The sequence below is a fragment of the Streptomyces sp. NPDC041135 genome (assembly GCF_055592085.1).
Window position 1 is genome coordinate 380,428 of record NZ_JBVIYZ010000005.1, and the last position, 17,784, is coordinate 398,211.

Annotated in this window: 18 protein-coding genes and 1 riboswitch; of the genes, 13 read left to right on the forward strand and 5 right to left on the reverse strand. The window is 73.2% G+C overall.

Annotated elements, in window-relative coordinates; translation table 11 throughout:
• Window positions 1–6 precede the first annotated feature (6 nt).
• Genes ACZ6CZ_RS15285 through ACZ6CZ_RS15295 form a run of 3 tightly spaced genes read right to left on the reverse strand, consistent with a single transcriptional unit; the run spans window position 7 to window position 2,346 of the window.
• A complete protein-coding gene (locus ACZ6CZ_RS15285; protein ID WP_469020083.1) occupies window positions 7–1,728 on the reverse strand; it encodes an urease subunit alpha in 1,722 nt (573 codons plus the stop codon).
• Window positions 1,721–2,032 (reverse strand): urease subunit beta, encoded by a 312-nt coding sequence (locus ACZ6CZ_RS15290; RefSeq protein ID WP_469020086.1) that lies wholly within the window; start codon window positions 2,030–2,032, stop codon window positions 1,721–1,723. The genes ACZ6CZ_RS15285 and ACZ6CZ_RS15290 overlap by 8 nt, the downstream gene beginning before the upstream one ends.
• A gap of 11 nt (window positions 2,033–2,043) precedes the next feature.
• Window positions 2,044–2,346 (reverse strand): urease subunit gamma, encoded by a 303-nt coding sequence (locus ACZ6CZ_RS15295; protein ID WP_469020089.1) that lies wholly within the window; start codon window positions 2,344–2,346, stop codon window positions 2,044–2,046.
• A 671-nt stretch (window positions 2,347–3,017) separates the two neighbouring features.
• A riboswitch (cyclic di-AMP (ydaO/yuaA leader) is annotated at window positions 3,018–3,216 on the forward strand.
• Window positions 3,217–3,219: 3 nt separating this feature from the next.
• Between ACZ6CZ_RS15295 and ACZ6CZ_RS15300 the strand changes: the two genes are divergently transcribed.
• The gene (locus tag ACZ6CZ_RS15300) at window positions 3,220–3,693 is read left to right on the forward strand and encodes a C40 family peptidase (RefSeq protein WP_469020091.1); all 474 of its coding nucleotides are present in this window, start codon (window positions 3,220–3,222) and stop codon (window positions 3,691–3,693) included.
• A 117-nt stretch (window positions 3,694–3,810) separates the two neighbouring features.
• Here ACZ6CZ_RS15300 and ACZ6CZ_RS15305 read toward each other — a convergent pair whose 3' ends face one another.
• On the reverse strand, window positions 3,811–4,299 hold the full coding sequence (locus tag ACZ6CZ_RS15305) for an ATP-binding protein (RefSeq protein WP_469020094.1): 489 nt from the start codon (window positions 4,297–4,299) through the stop codon (window positions 3,811–3,813).
• A 222-nt stretch (window positions 4,300–4,521) separates the two neighbouring features.
• Between ACZ6CZ_RS15305 and ACZ6CZ_RS15310 the strand changes: the two genes are divergently transcribed.
• Window positions 4,522–5,382: a helix-turn-helix domain-containing protein gene (locus ACZ6CZ_RS15310; protein ID WP_469020099.1), complete on the forward strand. Its 861-nt coding sequence runs from the start codon at window positions 4,522–4,524 to the stop codon at window positions 5,380–5,382.
• 9 nt (window positions 5,383–5,391) lie between these two features.
• Window positions 5,392–5,616, forward strand: a complete 225-nt coding sequence (locus ACZ6CZ_RS15315) for a DUF397 domain-containing protein (protein WP_469020103.1) — start codon at window positions 5,392–5,394, stop codon at window positions 5,614–5,616.
• 83 nt (window positions 5,617–5,699) lie between these two features.
• Here ACZ6CZ_RS15315 and ACZ6CZ_RS15320 read toward each other — a convergent pair whose 3' ends face one another.
• Window positions 5,700–6,827 carry an 8-amino-7-oxononanoate synthase gene (locus tag ACZ6CZ_RS15320; RefSeq protein WP_469020106.1) on the reverse strand — a complete coding sequence of 376 codons (1,128 nt, stop codon included), beginning with the start codon at window positions 6,825–6,827 and terminating at the stop codon, window positions 5,700–5,702.
• A 147-nt stretch (window positions 6,828–6,974) separates the two neighbouring features.
• Here ACZ6CZ_RS15320 and bioB point away from each other — a divergent pair, with 147 nt between their 5' ends.
• From bioB to purB, 10 genes are all read left to right on the forward strand, one after another.
• Entirely contained in the window at window positions 6,975–8,192 is a 1,218-nt protein-coding gene (bioB, locus tag ACZ6CZ_RS15325; RefSeq protein ID WP_469020108.1) for a biotin synthase BioB, read from the forward strand.
• Window positions 8,185–9,465 carry an adenosylmethionine--8-amino-7-oxononanoate transaminase gene (locus ACZ6CZ_RS15330; protein WP_469020113.1) on the forward strand — a complete coding sequence of 427 codons (1,281 nt, stop codon included), beginning with the start codon at window positions 8,185–8,187 and terminating at the stop codon, window positions 9,463–9,465. The genes bioB and ACZ6CZ_RS15330 overlap by 8 nt, the downstream gene beginning before the upstream one ends.
• A gap of 1 nt (window position 9,466) precedes the next feature.
• Window positions 9,467–10,183: a dethiobiotin synthase gene (gene bioD / locus ACZ6CZ_RS15335; protein ID WP_469020117.1), complete on the forward strand. Its 717-nt coding sequence runs from the start codon at window positions 9,467–9,469 to the stop codon at window positions 10,181–10,183.
• A 77-nt stretch (window positions 10,184–10,260) separates the two neighbouring features.
• Window positions 10,261–10,962, forward strand: coding sequence for a class I SAM-dependent methyltransferase (locus ACZ6CZ_RS15340; protein ID WP_469020123.1), 702 nt, complete (start codon window positions 10,261–10,263; stop codon window positions 10,960–10,962).
• Between the two features lie 345 nt (window positions 10,963–11,307).
• Window positions 11,308–12,168, forward strand: coding sequence for an ABC transporter ATP-binding protein (locus ACZ6CZ_RS15345; RefSeq protein ID WP_469020126.1), 861 nt, complete (start codon window positions 11,308–11,310; stop codon window positions 12,166–12,168).
• A gap of 106 nt (window positions 12,169–12,274) precedes the next feature.
• Window positions 12,275–12,700, forward strand: a complete 426-nt coding sequence (locus tag ACZ6CZ_RS15350) for a GNAT family N-acetyltransferase (RefSeq protein WP_469020129.1) — start codon at window positions 12,275–12,277, stop codon at window positions 12,698–12,700.
• 189 nt (window positions 12,701–12,889) lie between these two features.
• Window positions 12,890–14,266, forward strand: coding sequence for a hemolysin family protein (locus ACZ6CZ_RS15355; protein ID WP_469020132.1), 1,377 nt, complete (start codon window positions 12,890–12,892; stop codon window positions 14,264–14,266).
• On the forward strand, window positions 14,263–15,276 hold the full coding sequence (locus tag ACZ6CZ_RS15360; protein WP_469020135.1) for a hemolysin family protein: 1,014 nt from the start codon (window positions 14,263–14,265) through the stop codon (window positions 15,274–15,276). The genes ACZ6CZ_RS15355 and ACZ6CZ_RS15360 overlap by 4 nt, the downstream gene beginning before the upstream one ends.
• Window positions 15,277–15,367: 91 nt before the next feature.
• On the forward strand, window positions 15,368–16,222 hold the full coding sequence (locus ACZ6CZ_RS15365; RefSeq protein WP_469020139.1) for an SGNH/GDSL hydrolase family protein: 855 nt from the start codon (window positions 15,368–15,370) through the stop codon (window positions 16,220–16,222).
• Between the two features lie 96 nt (window positions 16,223–16,318).
• The gene (gene purB, locus ACZ6CZ_RS15370; protein WP_469020142.1) at window positions 16,319–17,761 is read left to right on the forward strand and encodes an adenylosuccinate lyase; all 1,443 of its coding nucleotides are present in this window, start codon (window positions 16,319–16,321) and stop codon (window positions 17,759–17,761) included.
• The last annotated feature ends 23 nt before the right edge of the window (window positions 17,762–17,784 follow it).

Here is a 17,784-nt window from a genome sequence, read left to right on the forward strand (position 1 = left end):
GCCACCTCAGAAGAGGAAGTAGCGCTGGGCCATGGGCAGTTCCGCGGCCGGGACGGCCTCGACCAGTTCGCCGTCGATGTGCACGGCGAAGCTGTCGGGGTCGATCCGGACGTGCGGCCGGGCGTCGTTCTCCCGCATGTCCGCCTTGGTGACCCCGCGCGTCGACTCGATCGCCACGAACCGCTTGCCGAGCCCGAGCCGCTCGGGCAGTCCGTCCTCGACGGCGAGGGGCGCCACGAAGTTGACGGAGTTCGCGGCGGGGGCCCGCCCGATCGCCCCGTACATCGGCCGGGGCAGCACCGGCTGGGGTGTCGGGATCGAGGCGTTGGCGTCGCCCATCTGCGCGTACGCGATCTGGCCGCCCTTGAGCACGAGGTGCGGCTTGACCCCGAAGAACGCGGGCTCCCACAGCACCAGGTCGGCGAGCTTGCCGGTCTCGACGGAGCCGATCTCCCGGTGCAGGCCCTGGGCGAGGGCCGGGTTGATCGTGTACTTGGCGACGTAGCGCCGTACCCGCAGGTTGTCCGCGCGCCCGTCGCCCGGGAGCGGCCCGCGCCGCCCCTTCATCACGTGGGCGGTCTGCCAGGTCCGCATGATGACCTCGCCGACCCGGCCCATGGCCTGGGAGTCGGAGGAGATGATGGAGATGGCGCCCAGGTCGTGCAGGACGTCCTCCGCGCCGATCGTGGACGGCCTGATCCGGGACTCGGCGAACGCCAGGTCCTCCGGTACGGCCGCGTTGAGGTGGTGGCACACCATCAGCATGTCGAGGTGTTCCTCGGCGGTGTTGACGGTGAACGGCCGGGTCGGGTTCGTCGAGCTGGGCAGCACGTGCGGCTCGGAGACGACGGTCATGATGTCCGGGGCGTGGCCGCCGCCGGCGCCCTCCGTGTGGTAGGCGTGGATGCCGCGGCCGCCGATCGCGGCGAGCGTGTCGTCCACGAACCCGGCCTCGTTGAGGGTGTCGGTGTGGATGGCGACCTGGATGCCGGTGCGGTCGGCGACCGTCAGCGCGGCGTCGATGACGGCCGGGGTGGAGCCCCAGTCCTCGTGCAGCTTCAGGCCCAGCGCGCCGCCGCGGATCTGGGAGAGCATGGCTTCGTGCGAGACGGTGTTGCCCTTGCCGAGGAAGCCGATGTTCAGCGGGTAGGCCTCCATCGCCTCCAGCATCCGGGCCAGGTGCCAGGGGCCCGGGGTGACCGTGGTCGCCTTGGAGCCCTCGGCCGGGCCGGTGCCGCCACCGACCAGGGTGGTGATGCCGGAGGCCAGGGCCTCGTCGGCGATCTGCGGGCAGATGAAGTGGACGTGCGCGTCGATCGCGCCGGCCGTGAGGATGCGCCCGTTGCCCGCGATGACCTCGGTCTCCGGGCCGAGGACCAGGTCGGGGTGGACGCCGTCCATGGTGTCGGGGTTGCCGGCCTTGCCGATCCCGGTGATGCGGCCGTCGCGGATGCCGACGTCGGCCTTGACGACGCCCCAGTGGTCGACGACGACGGCCCCGGTGATCACCGTGTCGGGGGTGCCCTCCGCGCGCGTGGCACGCGACTGGCCCATCGACTCCCGGATGACCTTGCCGCCGCCGAAGACCGCCTCCTCCCCGGCGCGTCCGGGCCCGCCGCAGCGGTCCTCCTCGACCTCGATCAGCAGGTCGGTGTCGGCGAGCCGGATGCGGTCGCCGGTGGTGGGGCCGAACAGGTCGGCGTAGGCGGCGCGGGAGATCTCAGGCATCGAGGGCACCTCCGGTCTCGCCGCGCAGCCCGGGCACGACGCGGGCGCCGGTGAGCGGGACGAGTTCGACGTCGACGGGGATGCCCGGCTCGAAGCGCACGGCGGTGCCGGCGGGGACGTTCAGCCGCTTGCCGCGCGCGGCGGAGCGGTCGAACTCCAGGCCGGGGTTGGCCTCGGCGAAGTGGTAGTGGGAGCCGACCTGGACGGGGCGGTCGGCGGCGTTCAGCACGGTCAGCCGGGTGGTCGCGCGGCCCTCGTTGTACACGACCGGGCCGTCGGCGAAGAGGATCTCTCCGGGGATCACGGCGCGCCCCCTCAGACGATCGGGTCGTGGACGGTGACGAGCTTGGTGCCGTCCGGGAAGGTGGCCTCCACCTGCACGTCGTGGATCATCTCCGGCACGCCCTGCATGACGTCGTCCCGGGTGAGGAGCTTGCGGCCCGAGGACATCAGCTCGGCGACGCCGCGGCCGTCGCGGGCGCCCTCGAGGATGTGCGCCGTGATGAGGGCGACCGCTTCCGGGTGGTTGAGCCTGAGCCCGCGGGCCCGGCGCTTCTCGGCCACGTCGGCCGCCACATGGATCAGCAGCCTCTCTTGCTCGTGCGGGGTCAGTTGCACGTCCCACCTCACAGTCCTTGCTCCGGACCGTGCGGGGTCCGGCTGCCGCAGCCACCACGACGGGATAGATGTAACACACAGACAGATTGGGCGATCCCGCTCCATCCGTAAGAGAAAAACCCCTGGTGGCGTGGATCGGCACGCTAGTTCGTCGGAGTTTCGCCGACGTTAACCAGCCCTTGATCCCTTCATGACCACGACATGGCCCCACCCATACCGACCCGGACCGCCGGGCACCGCCCCCAGGGACACCGCCCCCAGGGGCAGCGCCCGGCTCCGGGACACCCCCTCCGACGGCACCGGCCGATCCGCGCGGCTGACGGTCCGGCAGCGGCGCGGCTGTCGACCCGACACTCCGGGCGCGGCCGAAACGCCCCAAACGACGTACCCCCGTACGGAGTAGCGGCAGAACGTTCTTCCAGCCTCCGACGACCGTGCGGGGGTGGTCACCGACCTGGGACGGGAGGTGCGTTCTCCCAGGTCCGGGGCTATGAGCGGCAGTTGACGGTCACTCGGACGTACTAACGTTCACCCGAACGGGTGAGTGGTGAGTAACACCACAAATCCCCGATTCCGTTGGGATTTTCTGACTGGAGTGAGTGAAGATCCCTGACTGACGACAAGACCCCGCCACAACGGCGGGGCGATCCGGGCGGACGCCGAGTCCTGCCGCCGCCCGGGTGCCCGGTCGACAGAAGTGGATCGGCAGGAGTGGAGGACCCAGGCAAGACGGGTCGCCGGAACGGACGTTCGAATCTTTCGACGCCCGGTTCGAGCAGCCCTTGGGGTGAAGCCGCGGCAACGCGGCCGGGCAACTTCGCCAGCCCGAATCCGACAGGTCATCCTTCACAGGCGGCTGACGAAGGGTTGCGCATGACTGCGCTCAATCGTGTCCCGTCGCTGATGGTCCGGGCCGGCACCGCCTCGGCCCTCACCATCGCCGCCGTCGGCGGCTCCATCGTGGTTCCCGGCCTCTCCACCGATGCCTCGGCCGCGACCACCGCGACGAAGGCACTTCAGATCGCGGCCTCCAAGAAGGGTTCCCCCTACCGGTACGGGGCCACCGGACCACGCAGGTTCGACTGCTCCGGGCTGACGCTGTACTCGTTCAAGAAGGCCGGCAAGAAGCTGCCTCGAACGGCCGCCCAGCAGTACAACAAGACGCACCACGTCTCGGCCAAGCACCGCAAGGCCGGGGACCTGGTGTTCTTCCACTCGGGCTCCAGCGTCTACCACGTCGGCATCTACGCCGGTAAGGGCAAGATCTGGCACGCCCCCAGGACCGGGGACGTGGTGAGGCTGCAGAAGATCTGGACCAGGAGCGTCTGGTACGGCCGGGTCAGCTGACCCGTAGCGCGGCGAGGGCGATCCCCTCGTGCGGTCCCCTCGGGCACCGAGGGGACCGTCGGCGCGCTCCACGCCCCCTGGGGCCGGGCCCGCTCCGCCCGCGCCCCACAAGGGCCCTCAGGGCGCCCTCCGGCCGCCGGGCAGACCCTGGGCCCGCTGCTCGCCCGCCGCGGTCACCGGGTGGGCCGGGACGGTCCAGGGCAGCTCGATGAGGACCGTCTTGCCCCCCTCGCGGGTGCGGCGGACCCGCAGCCGCCCGCCCCGCTCCGAGGTGAGCCAGCGGATGATCACCATGCCGCGTCCGTTGTCCTGCTGGACGGCGGCCGGGAGTCTCCTGGGAAGACGCGGATGACTGTCCGTGACGCCGATGCACAGCCGTTCGTCCCGCACCAGGGCGAGGTCGACCGTGAAGGTCGGCGACTGCCCGAAGGTGTGCTGCACGGCGTTGGTGGCGAGTTCCGAGACGATCAGGCGCACCGTGTCGGCCGCCTCCGTGTCCGCCGGCAGTCCCCACTCCGCCAGGGTTCCCACCGCGTACGAGCGGGCCGCGGACACCGAGGCGGGATCGCTCGGCAGAGTGACGGATGCTTCCAGAAGGTCTGCCATGGCGAGGTCGCCCCTTTCCCACGGGACCGCGGTCCGACACGGAGCGGTTGGTTCGAGTACGGTCCCGGACTGGTGCTTCGTCGCCAGACTGTCATCACCCGGCCGGTCACGGGAGCGATCCACCAAGTTATGCATATATCTGTCGCTCAAAGCGGTGAACGCTGCGACGGCAGACCGTATTCGGGCGGCGCATATGGAGTATTGGCGAGTGAGGAGCGGCTCATGCAGAACGGTCCCGCGGTGCGCCGCCGGAAACTGGGCGCCGAACTGCGCGCCCTGCGCACCGGTGCGGGTCTCACGAGCGGGGAGGCGGCCCGGCTCGTGGGCTGGCACCAGTCGAAGGTGAGCCGCGTCGAGACGGGCGCCAGTGGTGTGAAACCGGCCGATGTGCGGTTACTCCTGGACGCCTACGGAGTGCGGGACGCCCAGTTGCGCGAGTTGCTGCTGATGCTGGCGGGCTCGGAGGAGCGCGGGGGACGGCACCACTGGTGGCACGCCTACCGCGGGGTACTGCCGCCCACCTACCGGGACTTCATCAGTCTGGAGTCGCAGGCCAGCCGGATGCGCACCCTGGAGACCACGGTGGTGCCGGGCCTGCTGCAGACGCCCGAGTACGCCCGGGCGGTGACCCGGGCCGCGGTCGAGGGACTGGACGAGGAACGCCTGGACGCGCTGGTGGAAGTGCGGCTGGCCAGGCAGGACGTCCTGCGGTCCGATCCGCCGCTGGAGCTGAGCGCGGTGCTGGACGAGGCGGTGCTGCGGCGCGAGGTGGGCGGCGCCGAGGTGATGGCCCGCCAGCTGGAGCGGCTGACGGAGGCGGCCCGGCTGCCCCAGGTGCGGCTGCAGATCCTGCCGTTCGCGGCCGGCGCCCATGTCGGCCTCACCGGGCCTTTCGTTATCTTCTCATTTCCGAGCACTTCTGATCTGGATGTCGTCGTTCTCGACCAGTTGACGAGTAGCCTCTACCTCGAACGGAAAGAAGACCTCCGGGCTTACTCGGAGGCCTTCACGACCCTTCAGGGCAAAGCCCTTTCGACCGAGGATTCACTGGATTACCTCGCCGCGATAGGTGACGGCGCGTAAGGAGGCACCATGACAGCACTGCCTCGGAACGTCCTTTCCAGTACCGATCTGCCATCGGTGCGCTGGCTGCGCAGCAGCTACAGCACCGGGGCGAACAACTGCGTCGAGACGGCCCGGCCGCACCGCGGCAGCGGGACCGGACTGCTCGCCGTGCGCGACTCCAAGGACCCGGCCGGACCCGCGCTGCTCTTCTCCCCCGAGAGCTGGACGGGCTTCCTCGCCGCGCTCCGCTGACCCGGCCGGCCCACACCCCCGGCCCACACCCCTCGCCTGCGATCAGCGCCCACGCGTGCGACGTACGGCCGTGTCACGCCGACTCATGGCCGTGTCTCGCCGATCACCCGTACCGCGTGTTCGATCTCGGCCCCGGAGAGGTCCGCGCGGGCGGTCAGCCGCAGCCGTGAGATGCCGTCGGGCACGGAAGGAGGACGGAAGCAGCCCACGGCCAGGCCCGCCGTACGGCAGTCGGCCGCCCACCGCACCGCCGCCTCCGGGGACGGCGCGCGCACGGAGACCACCGCGGCGTCCGGAGCCACCGCCTCCAGGCCCGCGGCGGTCAGCCGCGCGTGCAGTTCGGTGGCGACCGCGCGGGCCCGCGCCGCGCGTTCCGGCTCGCGGCGCAGCAGCCGCAGCGCCGCCAGGGCCGCTCCCGCCGCCGCGGGGGCGAGCCCGGTGTCGAAGATGAAGGTCCGGGCGGCGTTGACCAGGTGGTCGATCACCCGGCGCGGGCCCAGCACCGCACCGCCCTGGCTGCCCAGCGACTTGGACAGCGTGACCGTGACGACCACGTCGTCGGCGCCCGCCAGCCCGGCGGCGTACGGCGCGCCCCGGCCGCCGTCGCCCAGGACGCCGAGTCCGTGGGCGTCGTCCACGACGAGTCCCGCGCCGTGCCGCCGGCCCACCGCGGCGTGCGCGACCAGCGGAGCCGCGTCGCCGTCGACCGAGAACACCGTGTCGGAGACGACGAGCGCGGGTCCCTCGTGCGTGCTCAGCGCCTTGTCGACGGCGTCGGGGTCCGCGTGGGCGACCACCTGGGTGGTGCCCCGGGCAAGCCGGCAGCCGTCGATGAGGGAGGCGTGGTTGCCCGCGTCGGAGACGATGAGCGAGCCGTGCGGGCCCAGCGCGGTGACCGCGGCGAGGTTCGCGGCGTACCCGGAGGAGAACACCAGGGCCGCTTCGAAGCCGCAGAAGCCGGCCAGCTCGCGTTCCAGTTCGGTGTGCAGTTCGGTGGTGCCGGTGACCAGCCGGGAGCCGGTCGAGCCGCCGCCCCAGGTCCGGGCTGCCGCGGCGGCGCCCTCGGTGACCTCGGGGTGGTGGGCGAGGCCCAGGTAGTCGTTGCTCGCCAGGTCCAGCAGCGCCGAGACGGCCGGGCGGGGGCGCAGCGTCCGCAGGAGTCCGGCCCGGCGGCGCAGCTCCGCCTGCTCGTCGATCCAGCCGAACGCCATGGCTCCTCCGGGACTTTTGTAGGCAGTGGACAGACACTAGCGGGACGACCAGCCGCCCAGGGTGTGGCAATACCCACACGACGAACCGCGTCCGTTGTGCGAACTCTCCTTGGCCCGGGGCGGTCCCGTAGGACAGGATCGGACCTCATGGACCTGCTGAACACGCTGGTGGACAAGGGGCTTCGGCGCGAGCTGCCGACCCGCGAGGAAGCTCTCGCCGTACTCGCCACCTCAGACGACGACGTGCTCGACGTGGTGGCCGCGGCCGGCAAGGTGCGCCGGCACTGGTTCGGCCGTCGCGTGAAACTGAATTACCTGGTGAACCTCAAGTCCGGCTTGTGCCCGGAGGACTGCTCCTACTGCTCCCAGCGGCTGGGCTCCACGGCCGGCATCCTGAAGTACACCTGGCTCAAGCCGGACGAGGCCTCCCAGGCAGCCGCCGCGGGGCTGGCCGGCGGGGCCAAGCGGGTGTGCCTGGTGGCCAGCGGGCGCGGTCCGACGGACCGGGACGTGGACCGGGTCTCCGAGACCATCAAGACGATCAAGGAGCAGAACGAGGGCGTCGAGGTGTGCGCCTGCCTCGGCCTGCTCTCCGACGGCCAGGCCGAGCGGCTGCGCCAGGCGGGCGCGGACGCCTACAACCACAACCTGAACACCTCCGAGGGTACGTACGGGGACATCACGACCACCCACACGTACGCCGATCGGGTGGAAACGGTGCAGAAGGCGCACGCGGCGGGGCTGTCGGCGTGCTCGGGCCTGATCGCGGGCATGGGCGAGAGCGACGAGGACCTGGTCGACGTCGTCTACGCGCTGCGCGAACTGGACCCGGACTCGGTGCCGGTGAACTTCCTGATCCCGTTCGAGGGCACGCCGCTGGCCAAGGAGTGGAACCTCACCCCGCAGCGCTGCCTGCGCATCCTGGCGATGGTGCGGTTCGTCTGCCCGGACGTGGAGGTCCGCATCGCGGGCGGCCGCGAGGTGCACCTGCGCACGCTGCAGCCCCTCGCCCTGCACCTGGCCAACTCCATCTTCCTCGGCGACTACCTGACCAGTGAGGGCCAGGCGGGCAAGGCCGACCTGGACATGATCGCGGACGCGGGGTTCGAGGTGGAGGGCGCCGACCGGATCACCCTCCCCGAGCACCGGACATCCGGCGGCGGCTGCGGTTCCCACGGCGCCGCGGGCTGCGGCTCGCACGGTGACGCCGAGGCCGGCTGCGGTTCGCACGAGGGCGGCGGCGTCTGCGGTACGGCGCCCGCGGCGGCAGCGACAGCGGCCGTACCGGCGGCCGGTGAGGCGCGGACCGACCTGGTCGCCGTGCGCCGCCGGGGGGCGGGAACGGACCTCGCGCCCAATGCCTGACCTGAGCGTGCCCGAACTGCTGGAGCTGGACCGGCGGCACGTGTGGCATCCGTACGGCCCGATGCCCGGCCGCGCCGAACCGCTCGTCGTGGAGTCGGCGAGCGGGGTCCGGCTGCGGCCGGCGGACGGTTCGGGCGACCTGGTCGACGGGATGGCGTCGTGGTGGTCGGCGATCCACGGCTACAACCACCCGGTGCTCAACGAGGCGGCGCGGGAGCAGCTCGGGCGGATGAGCCACGTCATGTTCGGCGGGCTCACCCACGAGCCCGCCGTCCGGCTCGCCAAGCTCCTTGTCGACATGTCGCCTGACGGTCTGGAGCACGTCTTCCTCGCCGACTCCGGCTCGGTGTCGGTGGAGGTGGCGGTGAAGATGTGCCTGCAGTACTGGCGCTCGCTCGGCCGCCCGGAGAAGCACCGGCTGCTGACCTGGCGGGGCGGCTACCACGGGGACACCTGGCAGCCGATGTCGGTGTGCGACCCCGAGGGCGGGATGCACGGGCTGTGGTCCGGCGTGCTGCCGCGCCAGATCTTCGCGGACGCGCCGCCCGCCGGGTACGAGGAGTCGTACGCCGCATCCCTGCGCGAGCTGATCGAGCGGCACGCGCACGAGCTGGCCGCGGTGATCGTGGAGCCGGTGGTGCAGGGCGCGGGCGGGATGCGGTTCCACTCCCCGGCGTACCTGCGGGTGCTGCGCGAGGCGTGCGACGCGCACGGCGTGCTGCTGGTGTTCGACGAGATCGCGACCGGCTTCGGCCGCACCGGCGCGCTGTTCGCGGCCGGCCACGCCGCGGTCACGCCGGACGTGATGTGCGTCGGCAAGGCGCTGACCGGCGGCTATCTGACGATGGCGGCCACGCTGTGCACCCCGCGGGTAGCCGACGGCATCTCGCGGGGCGAGGTGCCGGTGCTCGCGCACGGGCCGACGTTCATGGGCAACCCGCTGGCGGCGGCGGTCGCCTGCGCCTCGATCGAGCTGCTGCTCGGGCAGGACTGGCTCGCCGAGGTGAAGCGGATCGAGTCCGGCCTGCGCGACGGGCTCGCCCCGGCCGGCGAGCTGCCGGGCGTGCGGGACGTACGGGTGCTGGGCGCGATCGGGGTCGTCCAGCTGGACCACGACGTGGACATGGCGGCGGCCACCCGGGCGGCCGTACGCGAGGGCGTGTGGCTGCGGCCGTTCCGCGACCTGATCTACACGATGCCGCCCTACGTCACCCCGGACGCGGACGTGGCACGGATCGCCCGCGCCGTGTGCGCGGCAGCACGGGAGGGATGACATGCCGGTACTGGTGATCACGGGAACGGGCACGGAGGTCGGCAAGACGGTCACGACCGCCGCCGTCGCGGCGGCCGCGCTCGCGGCCGGGCAGTCGGTGGCCGTGCTGAAGGCCGCGCAGACGGGCGTACGGCCCGGTGAGCGCGGCGACGCCGACGAGGTGGCGCGGCTCGCGGGTGGCGTGACGGCCACCGAACTGGCCCGCTACCCGGAGCCGCTGGCGCCCGGGACGGCGGCCCGGCGGGCCGGGGCGGCGCCGGTGCACCCGGGGGACGTGGCCGAGGCGGCCGCCAAGCTGGCCACCGAGCACGACCTGGTGCTGGTCGAGGGGGCGGGCGGGCTGCTCGTGCGCTTCGACGCGGCGGGCGGCACGCTGGCCGACGCGGCCCGGCTGCTGGACGCACCGGTGCTGGTCGTCACCCAGGCCGGACTCGGCACCCTCAACACCACCGAGCTGACCGCCCGCGAACTGCGGGCCCGCGAGCTGGAGTTGCTCGGCGTGGTGATCGGCAGCTGGCCCGGTTCCCCCGACCTCGCCGCGCGCTGCAACGTCGCCGACCTGCCGGAGGTGGCCGCAGCCCCGCTGCTGGGCGCCCTGCCCGCCGGTGCCGGTGCCCTGTCCCCCGGGGACTTCCGCGCGGCGGCACCCGGCTGGCTGGCACCGCGCCTGTCGGGGACGTGGGACGCGGAGGTGTTCCGCATCCGGCAGTCGGCGTAGGCATGCGGGCGGGCAGGGGTGCGGCGGCGGCATACGGGGGAGACTGACCGCAGGACCGTCCAGTCCGGGAGGTTGCCATGCGGCTGTCCGCCCACTCCGGCGCGGTGGCGCGGGGTCCCGTCCACCACCCGGTGTTCGCCCGCTGCTACGCCCGGCTCAGCGTGGGCGCCGAGACCCGGCTCGGGATGGCCGGGGTCCGGCGGCGGCTGCTGGAGGGGCTGTCCGGGCGGGTGCTCGAGATCGGCGCGGGCAACGGGCTGAACTTCGCGCACTACCCGGGCACCGTCTCGGAGGTCGTGGCGATCGAACCGGAGCCGCACCTGCGGGCGTTGGCGCTCGACGCGGCCCTGCGCGCCCAGGTGCCGGTGGACGTGGCACCGGGGTCGGCGGAGGCGCTGCCCGTCAAGAGCGAGGCGTTCGACGCGGTGGTGCTCTCGCTCGTGCTGTGCAGTGTGCGGGACGTGCCCCGGGCCCTGTCCGAGGTGCGGCGCGTGCTGCGGCCGGGCGGCGAGGTGCGCCTTTTCGAGCACGGCAGGGGCGGCGGCCGGGCGATGCGCTTCACCCAGCGGGCCCTGGACCGCACCCTGTGGCCGGCCGTCAGCGGCGGCTGCCGGCTGTCCCGCGACCCGGTCGCCGCGCTGCGGACGGCCGGGTTCGAGCTGGGCCCGCAGCAGCGGCTGATGATGCCGGAGAAGGGCCCCGCCCTGCCCACCTCGTACTGCGTCCTGGGCACCGCCCGACGACCGCCCCTGGACGACACCGGATCACCCGGGACCTGAGCACCGGCTCCTGCCGTCGGAGCGGGGGCGTCACCCGTAGTGGCGCATTTCGGGCCACATCTCGCCCCAGGGGCGGCGGGGGCCGGTACAGACGTAGACGTGGCCCCCCATTCGGCGTTGTGCACGCCGTAGGGGTTGGACAGGGTGGCGGCCACGCGGACGTGCCGGAAGTACCGGCGCAGCCGGGCGGTGTACCCGCGGGCGGAGCCTGCCCCCTACACCGGTGTGCGGAGCACGACCTGCGGTGGAGGGTGTCTCGGCCGCTGGGGGGATACCGGGGTGCGGCCGGTCGCCCTACGCTCGGCCGGGACCGGGAGCGCACGTCGAGGTGAGCAGGAGGCGGCCTTGTCCACTACCGCTGCGGAACAGGCGCCGGGCCGGGCGCCGGGCGAGGGGACCGCGGCCCGCGCCCGCGGGCTGACCAAGGCCTACGGCGCGGGCGAGACGGCGGTGGTCGCCCTGGACGCGGTGGACGTGGACATCGTGCGCGGCCGCTTCACCGCCGTGATGGGACCCTCGGGATCGGGCAAGTCCACGCTGATGCACTGCCTGGCCGGGCTGGACTCCGTGTCGGCCGGCCGGGTGTGGCTCGGGGACACCGAGATCACGGGGCTGAAGGACCGGGAGCTGACCCGGCTGCGGCGGGACCGGATCGGGTTCATGTTCCAGTCGTTCAACCTGATCCCGACGCTGACCGCGGCCGAGAACATCACCCTGCCCATGAACATCGCGGGCCGGCGACCCGACGAGAAGTGGCTGGACCAGGTGATCGACACGCTCGGTCTGCGGGACCGGCTCTCGCACCGGCCCGCACAGCTGTCCGGCGGCCAGCAGCAGCGGGTCGCCTGCGCGCGGGCGCTGGCCTCCCGGCCCGAGCTGATCTTCGCCGACGAGCCGACCGGCAACCTCGACTCCCGCGCCGGTCTCGAGGTGCTGGGCTTCCTCCGCGACGCGGTCGACCAGCTCGGGCAGACCGTCGTCATGGTCACCCATGACCCGGGGGCCGCCGCCCACTCCGACCTGGTGCTCTTCCTCGCCGACGGGCGGATCGTGGACCGGATGGAGCGGCCCACGGCGGAGGCGGTGCTGGAGCGGATGAAACGGTTCGACCTGGTCCGCGCCCAGTCCGCCGGCCCGGACGGCGCCCCCGGCGGCCCGGGCGGCCCGGGCGCGGGAACGGCCGGCGGCGGATCCGGGGAGGCCTGAGCCGGGTCCGCGGGTCCGGGCGGGGCCGATGGGGCCGGGTGGGGCCGTGGTGGTCCACATGACGGAATTCCGGGACGCGCCGGGCGGCGGGTGGTGTGCTCACCGCATGACCGACGTGCGTGTACGACCCGCCGACCTCGCCGACCTCGACCCCGTGCTCGCCTTCTGGCGGACGGCCGCCGAGGGCACCAGCATCAGCGACGACCGCGACGGGGTGGAGCGGCTGATCACCCGGGACCCGGAGGCGCTGCTCCTGGCCGAACAGGACGGCGAGCTGGTGGGCACGGTCGTCGCGGGCTTCGACGGCTGGCGCTGCCATCTGTACCGGCTCGCGGTGCACCCCGGCCGGCGGCGGCAGGGCATCGGCTCGGCGCTGCTGGCCGCCGCCGGGGAACGGTTCGTCCGGCTCGGGGGGCGGCGGGCGGACGCGATGGTGCTGGTCCGCAACGAAAGTGCCCAGCATGCCTGGCGGGCGGCCGGGTACGCGCCGCAGGAGCAGTGGCGGCGCTGGGTGAGACCGCTCACCGGCTGACCCCGACGGGCGCCCCGACCGCCGGCGGGCCGCTGCGACCGCGACGGGCCGCCGCGCCCGTCCTCGACCTGGGAGGTCGGTCGTTCTGGCCGTGCGAGATGCCGGGCGGCCGCCCGCGGGCGGGCCCACGGGCCGGCGACACCGCGCGCTCCCGTCCCCCCTGTCGGACCATGGGACAGAGGTGAGCCGATGACCGAAGTGCTCCTGCTGCTGGTGGCGATCCTGCTCTCGTTCGCCTGCGGCGCCTTCGTCGCCGCCGAGTTCTCGCTGACCACGGTCGAGCGCGGCGAACTCGAACGGGCCGTGGAGCGCGGCGAGCGCGGGGCCTCGGGCGCCCTGGACGCCGTACGGAACCTGACCTTCCAGCTGTCCGGCGCGCAGCTGGGCATCACCGTCACCAACCTGGTGGTCGGCATGCTCGCCGAGCCGTCGATCGCCGCGCTGCTCACCGGGCCCTTCGAGGCGATGGGCCTGTCCGGCGGCGCCGCCGGCACGGTCGCGCTGGTGCTGGGTACGGCGCTGTCGACGGTGTTCCTGATGGTCGTGGGCGAGCTGGTGCCCAAGAACTGGGCGATCTCCTCGCCGCTGACCGTGGCCCTGCGGGTGGGCACGGCCCAGCGCTGGTTCAGTGCCGCCTTCCGGCCCTTCATCACCCATCTGAACAACACGGCCAACCGCGTGGTGCGGCGCATCGGCGTCGAGCCCGCCGAGGAACTGGCCTCCGCGCGCGGCCCGCAGGAACTCGCGGCGCTCGCCCGGCACTCCGCGAGACAGGGCGCCCTGGAGCCGGACACCGCCGAGCTGTTCGTGCGCACGCTTAACCTCGCCGACCTGACCGCCGAGAACGTGATGACGCCACGCGTGCAGGTCGTCGCCCTGGACGTCCAGGCGACCTGCGAGGACGTCGCGAACGCCACCCGGGCGACCGGCCTGTCCCGGTTCCCCGTGTACCGCGACACCCTGGACGCGGTCGTCGGGATCGCCCACATCAAGGACGTCCTGGTGCTGCCGGCCGTGCAGCGGCCGCGCCGCCTCGTCGCCGAGGTGATGCGCGAGCCGCTGCTGGTGCCGGAGTCCCTCACCGTCGACCGGCTGCTGGACCGGCTGTCCGGCAAGCGGACCATGGCCGTCGTCATCGACGAGTACGGCGGGACGGCGGGCGTGGTGACGTTGGAGGACATCGTCGAGGAGGTCGTCGGCGAGGTCCGCGACGAGCACGATCCGCACGAGACGCCCGACCTCGCCCCCGCCGGGGCCGACGAGGCGGGCCGGACGCTGTACTCGGCGGACGGCGCCGCCCGCGTCGACCAGCTCGGCCGGGTGGGACTGATCCCGCCGGAGGGACCGTACGAGACGCTGGCCGGGCTGGTCGCCGCCGAGCTGGGGCGCATCCCGCGGACCGGGGACCGCGTCGAGGTCGGCGGGTGGCGGCTGGACGTGGTGGACGCCGCCGGGCGCCGGGCGGCCCGGGTACTGCTGCACGCGCCGCCCGACGGCGGTCCCGGACGGGGTCACGCCGGGAAGGGCGGCGTGGGTGACGAGGCGAGGGAAGAGGGGGCGCGGTGACCGCCGTACAGCTGCTGATCGGTCTGGCGACGCTCGTCGTCAACGCCTTCTTCGTGGGGGCGGAGTTCGCCCTGATCTCCGTGCGCCGCTCGCAGATCGAACCGCACGCCGAGGCGGGCGACCGGCGGGCCCGGAGCGTGCTGTGGGGCCTGGAGCACGTCTCCGCGCTGCTGGCCGCCGCCCAGCTCGGCATCACGCTGTGCACCCTGGTCCTCGGCGTGGTCGCGGAACCGGCGATCGCGCATCTGCTGGAGCCGGTGTTCCACGCCCTCGGCGTGCCCGCGGGCGCGGGCCACGTGGTGTCCTTCGTGATCGCCCTGACGCTGGCCACGTATCTGCACATGCTGCTGGGCGAGATGGTCCCGAAGAACATCGCGCTCGCCGAACCGGTGCGCAGCGCGCTGTTCCTCGGCCCGCCGCTCGTCACGCTGTCCCGGGCGCTGCGCCCGGTGATCTTCTCGGTGAACGCCTTCGCCGACGCGCTGCTGACACTGCTGCGGGTGGAGACCAGGGACGAGGTCGCGGCGACGTTCTCGGACGCGGAACTGGCGGAGATCGTCAAGGACGCCGGTGAGGCGGGTCTGATCGACGAGCGGGCGCGGGAGCGGCTGCACGACGCCCTGGAGCTGGGCAGCCGGCCGGTCCGGGACGTGGTGGTGCCGCTGGAGCGGGTGGTGTACACCCGCGTCGGCGTGACCGCCGAGCAGTTGGAGGGGCTGTCGGCGCAGTCCGGCTACTCGCGGTTCCCGGTGGTCGACGAGGGCCGCCGGATCGTCGGCTATCTGCACGTCAAGGACGCGCTGGACGCCGTGCCCCGGGACCTGCCGTTCCGGCTGCGCGACATCCGCCCCGTCGCCCGCGTGCGGGAGAGCACTCCGCTGGACGACGTGCTGACCGCGATGCGGGGCAGCCGGACGCACCTGGCCGCGGTGGTCGGGGAGGACGGGCGGCTGGCGGGGCTGGTGACCATGGAGGACGTGCTGCGGGAGCTGTTCGGGCAGCACGCCTGAGCGGACGGGACACCGGGAGGTCTGTCAGCGCCGGGGGCGGGTGAGGGCGACCGACCAGCGGGTATGCCGCCGGGTTACGATCGCTGTCGCCATGCAGACGAATTCCCCTTACACCAGCCTGGTCGCGGTCGGCGACTCCTTCACCGAGGGCATGTCGGACCTGCTGCCCGACGGCTCCTACCGGGGCTGGGCCGACCTCCTCGCCGCGCGGATGGCCGCCCGCACGCCCGGGTTCCGGTACGCCAACCTCGCGGTGCGCGGCAAGCTGATCGGACAGATCGTCGACGAGCAGGTGGACGTGGCGGCGGCCATGGGCGCCGATGTGATCACCCTCGTCGGCGGACTCAACGACACCCTGCGGCCCACGTGCGACATGGGCCGGGTGCGCGGGCTGCTGACCGAGGCCGTGGAACGGCTCGCCCCGGCCTGCGAGCAGCTGGTGCTCATGCGCAGCCCCGGCCGCCAGGGCCCGGTCCTGGAGCGGTTCCGGCCGCGCATGGAGGAGCTGTTCGCCCACATCGACGACCTGGCCGGCCGGCACGGCGCGCTGGTGGTCGACCTGTACGGGGCGCCGTCGCTGGCCGACCCGCGGCTGTGGGACGTCGACCGGCTGCACCTGACCCCCGAGGGCCACCGGCGGGTGGCGGAGGCGGTCTGGCAGTCGCTCGGCCACGAGGCCGAGGACCCCGACTGGCACACCCCGATGCCCGCCACCCTGCCGCCCGGTTGGGTGCTGCGGCGCGCCGCGGACCTGCGGTTCGCCCGGCAGCACCTGCTGCCCTGGATAGGACGCCGGCTCACCGGCCGCTCCTCCGGCGACGGCCTCCCGCCCAAGCGGCCCCAGCTGCTGCCGTACGAGGGCCCGGCGTGGACGGCAGGCGAGGAGCCGGCGCGGCGGGCTGGCGGGGACCCGGTGGCGCTGCCGCACGAGGACTCGGTGGGCTGACCCCGGCGCGGCCCGCGGCGTCCCCCGGGTCTCGTAGGTTCCGACGAAGGACCCGGTGGCGGCGGCCTGCACGAACCGCCAGTAGAATCCGTACACGTGACTTCAGCGCCCGCCAAGCCCCGCATCCCGAACGTCCTCGCCGGACGCTACGCCTCCGCCGAGCTCGCCACGCTCTGGTCGCCCGAGCAGAAGGTGAAGCTCGAGCGGCAGCTCTGGCTCGCCGTGCTGCGGGCGCAGAAGGACCTCGGGATCGAGGTGCCGGACGAGGCGATCGCCGCCTACGAGCGCGTCCTCGACACCGTCGACCTCGCCTCCGTCGCCGAGCGCGAGAAGGTCACCCGGCACGACGTCAAGGCGCGGATCGAGGAGTTCAACGCCCTCGCCGGGCACGAGCACGTGCACAAGGGCATGACCTCCCGGGACCTGACGGAGAACGTGGAGCAGCTGCAGATCCGGCTCTCCCTCGAGCTGATGCGCGACCGCACGGTCGCCGTCCTCGCGCGCCTGGGCAAGCTGGCCGGCGAGTACGCCGAGCTGGTCATGGCCGGCCGCTCGCACAACGTCGCCGCGCAGGCCACCACCCTCGGCAAGCGCTTCGCGACCGTCGCCGACGAGCTGCTCGTCGCCCTCGGCCGCGTCGAGGAGCTGCTCGGCCGCTACCCGCTGCGCGGGATCAAGGGCCCGGTCGGCACGGCCCAGGACATGCTGGACCTGCTGGGCGGGGACGCCGCGAAACTCGCCGAGCTGGAGCAGCGCATCGCCGGGCACCTCGGCTTCGGGCAGGCGTTCACCTCCGTCGGCCAGGTCTACCCGCGCTCGCTGGACTACGAGGTCGTCACCGCGCTGGTGCAGCTGGCGGCGGCGCCGTCCTCACTGGCCAAGACGATCCGGCTGATGGCCGGCCACGAGTTGGTCACCGAGGGCTTCAAGCCCGGCCAGGTCGGCTCGTCGGCGATGCCGCACAAGATGAACACCCGCTCCTGCGAGCGCGTCAACGGCCTCATGGTCATCCTGCGCGGTTACGCCTCGATGACCGGTGAGCTGGCCGGTGACCAGTGGAACGAGGGGGACGTGTCCTGCTCGGTGGTACGCCGGGTGGCGCTGCCCGACGCGTTCTTCGCCCTGGACGGGCTGCTGGAGACCTTCCTGACCGTCCTCGACGAGTTCGGGGCCTTCCCCGCCGTCGTCGCCCGCGAGCTGGACCGCTACCTGCCGTTCCTGGCCACCACCAAGGTGCTGATGGGCGCCGTGCGCGCCGGGGTCGGCCGGGAGGTGGCGCACGAGGCCATCAAGGAGAACGCGGTCGCGACCGCGCTGGCCATGCGCGAGCAGGGCGCCGAGCGCAACGACCTGCTCGACAAGCTGGCCGCCGACGAGCGGCTGCCGCTGGACCGGGCGCGGCTCGAGGCGCTGATGGCCGACAAGCTGTCCTTCACCGGCGCCGCGGCCGACCAGGTCGGTGTCGTCGTCGGCCGGATCGAGGAGATCGTCAAGCAGCACCCGGCGGCCGCGGGCTACACCCCCGGAGCGATCCTCTGACCGGCACGCCCCGCTCGCCCCGC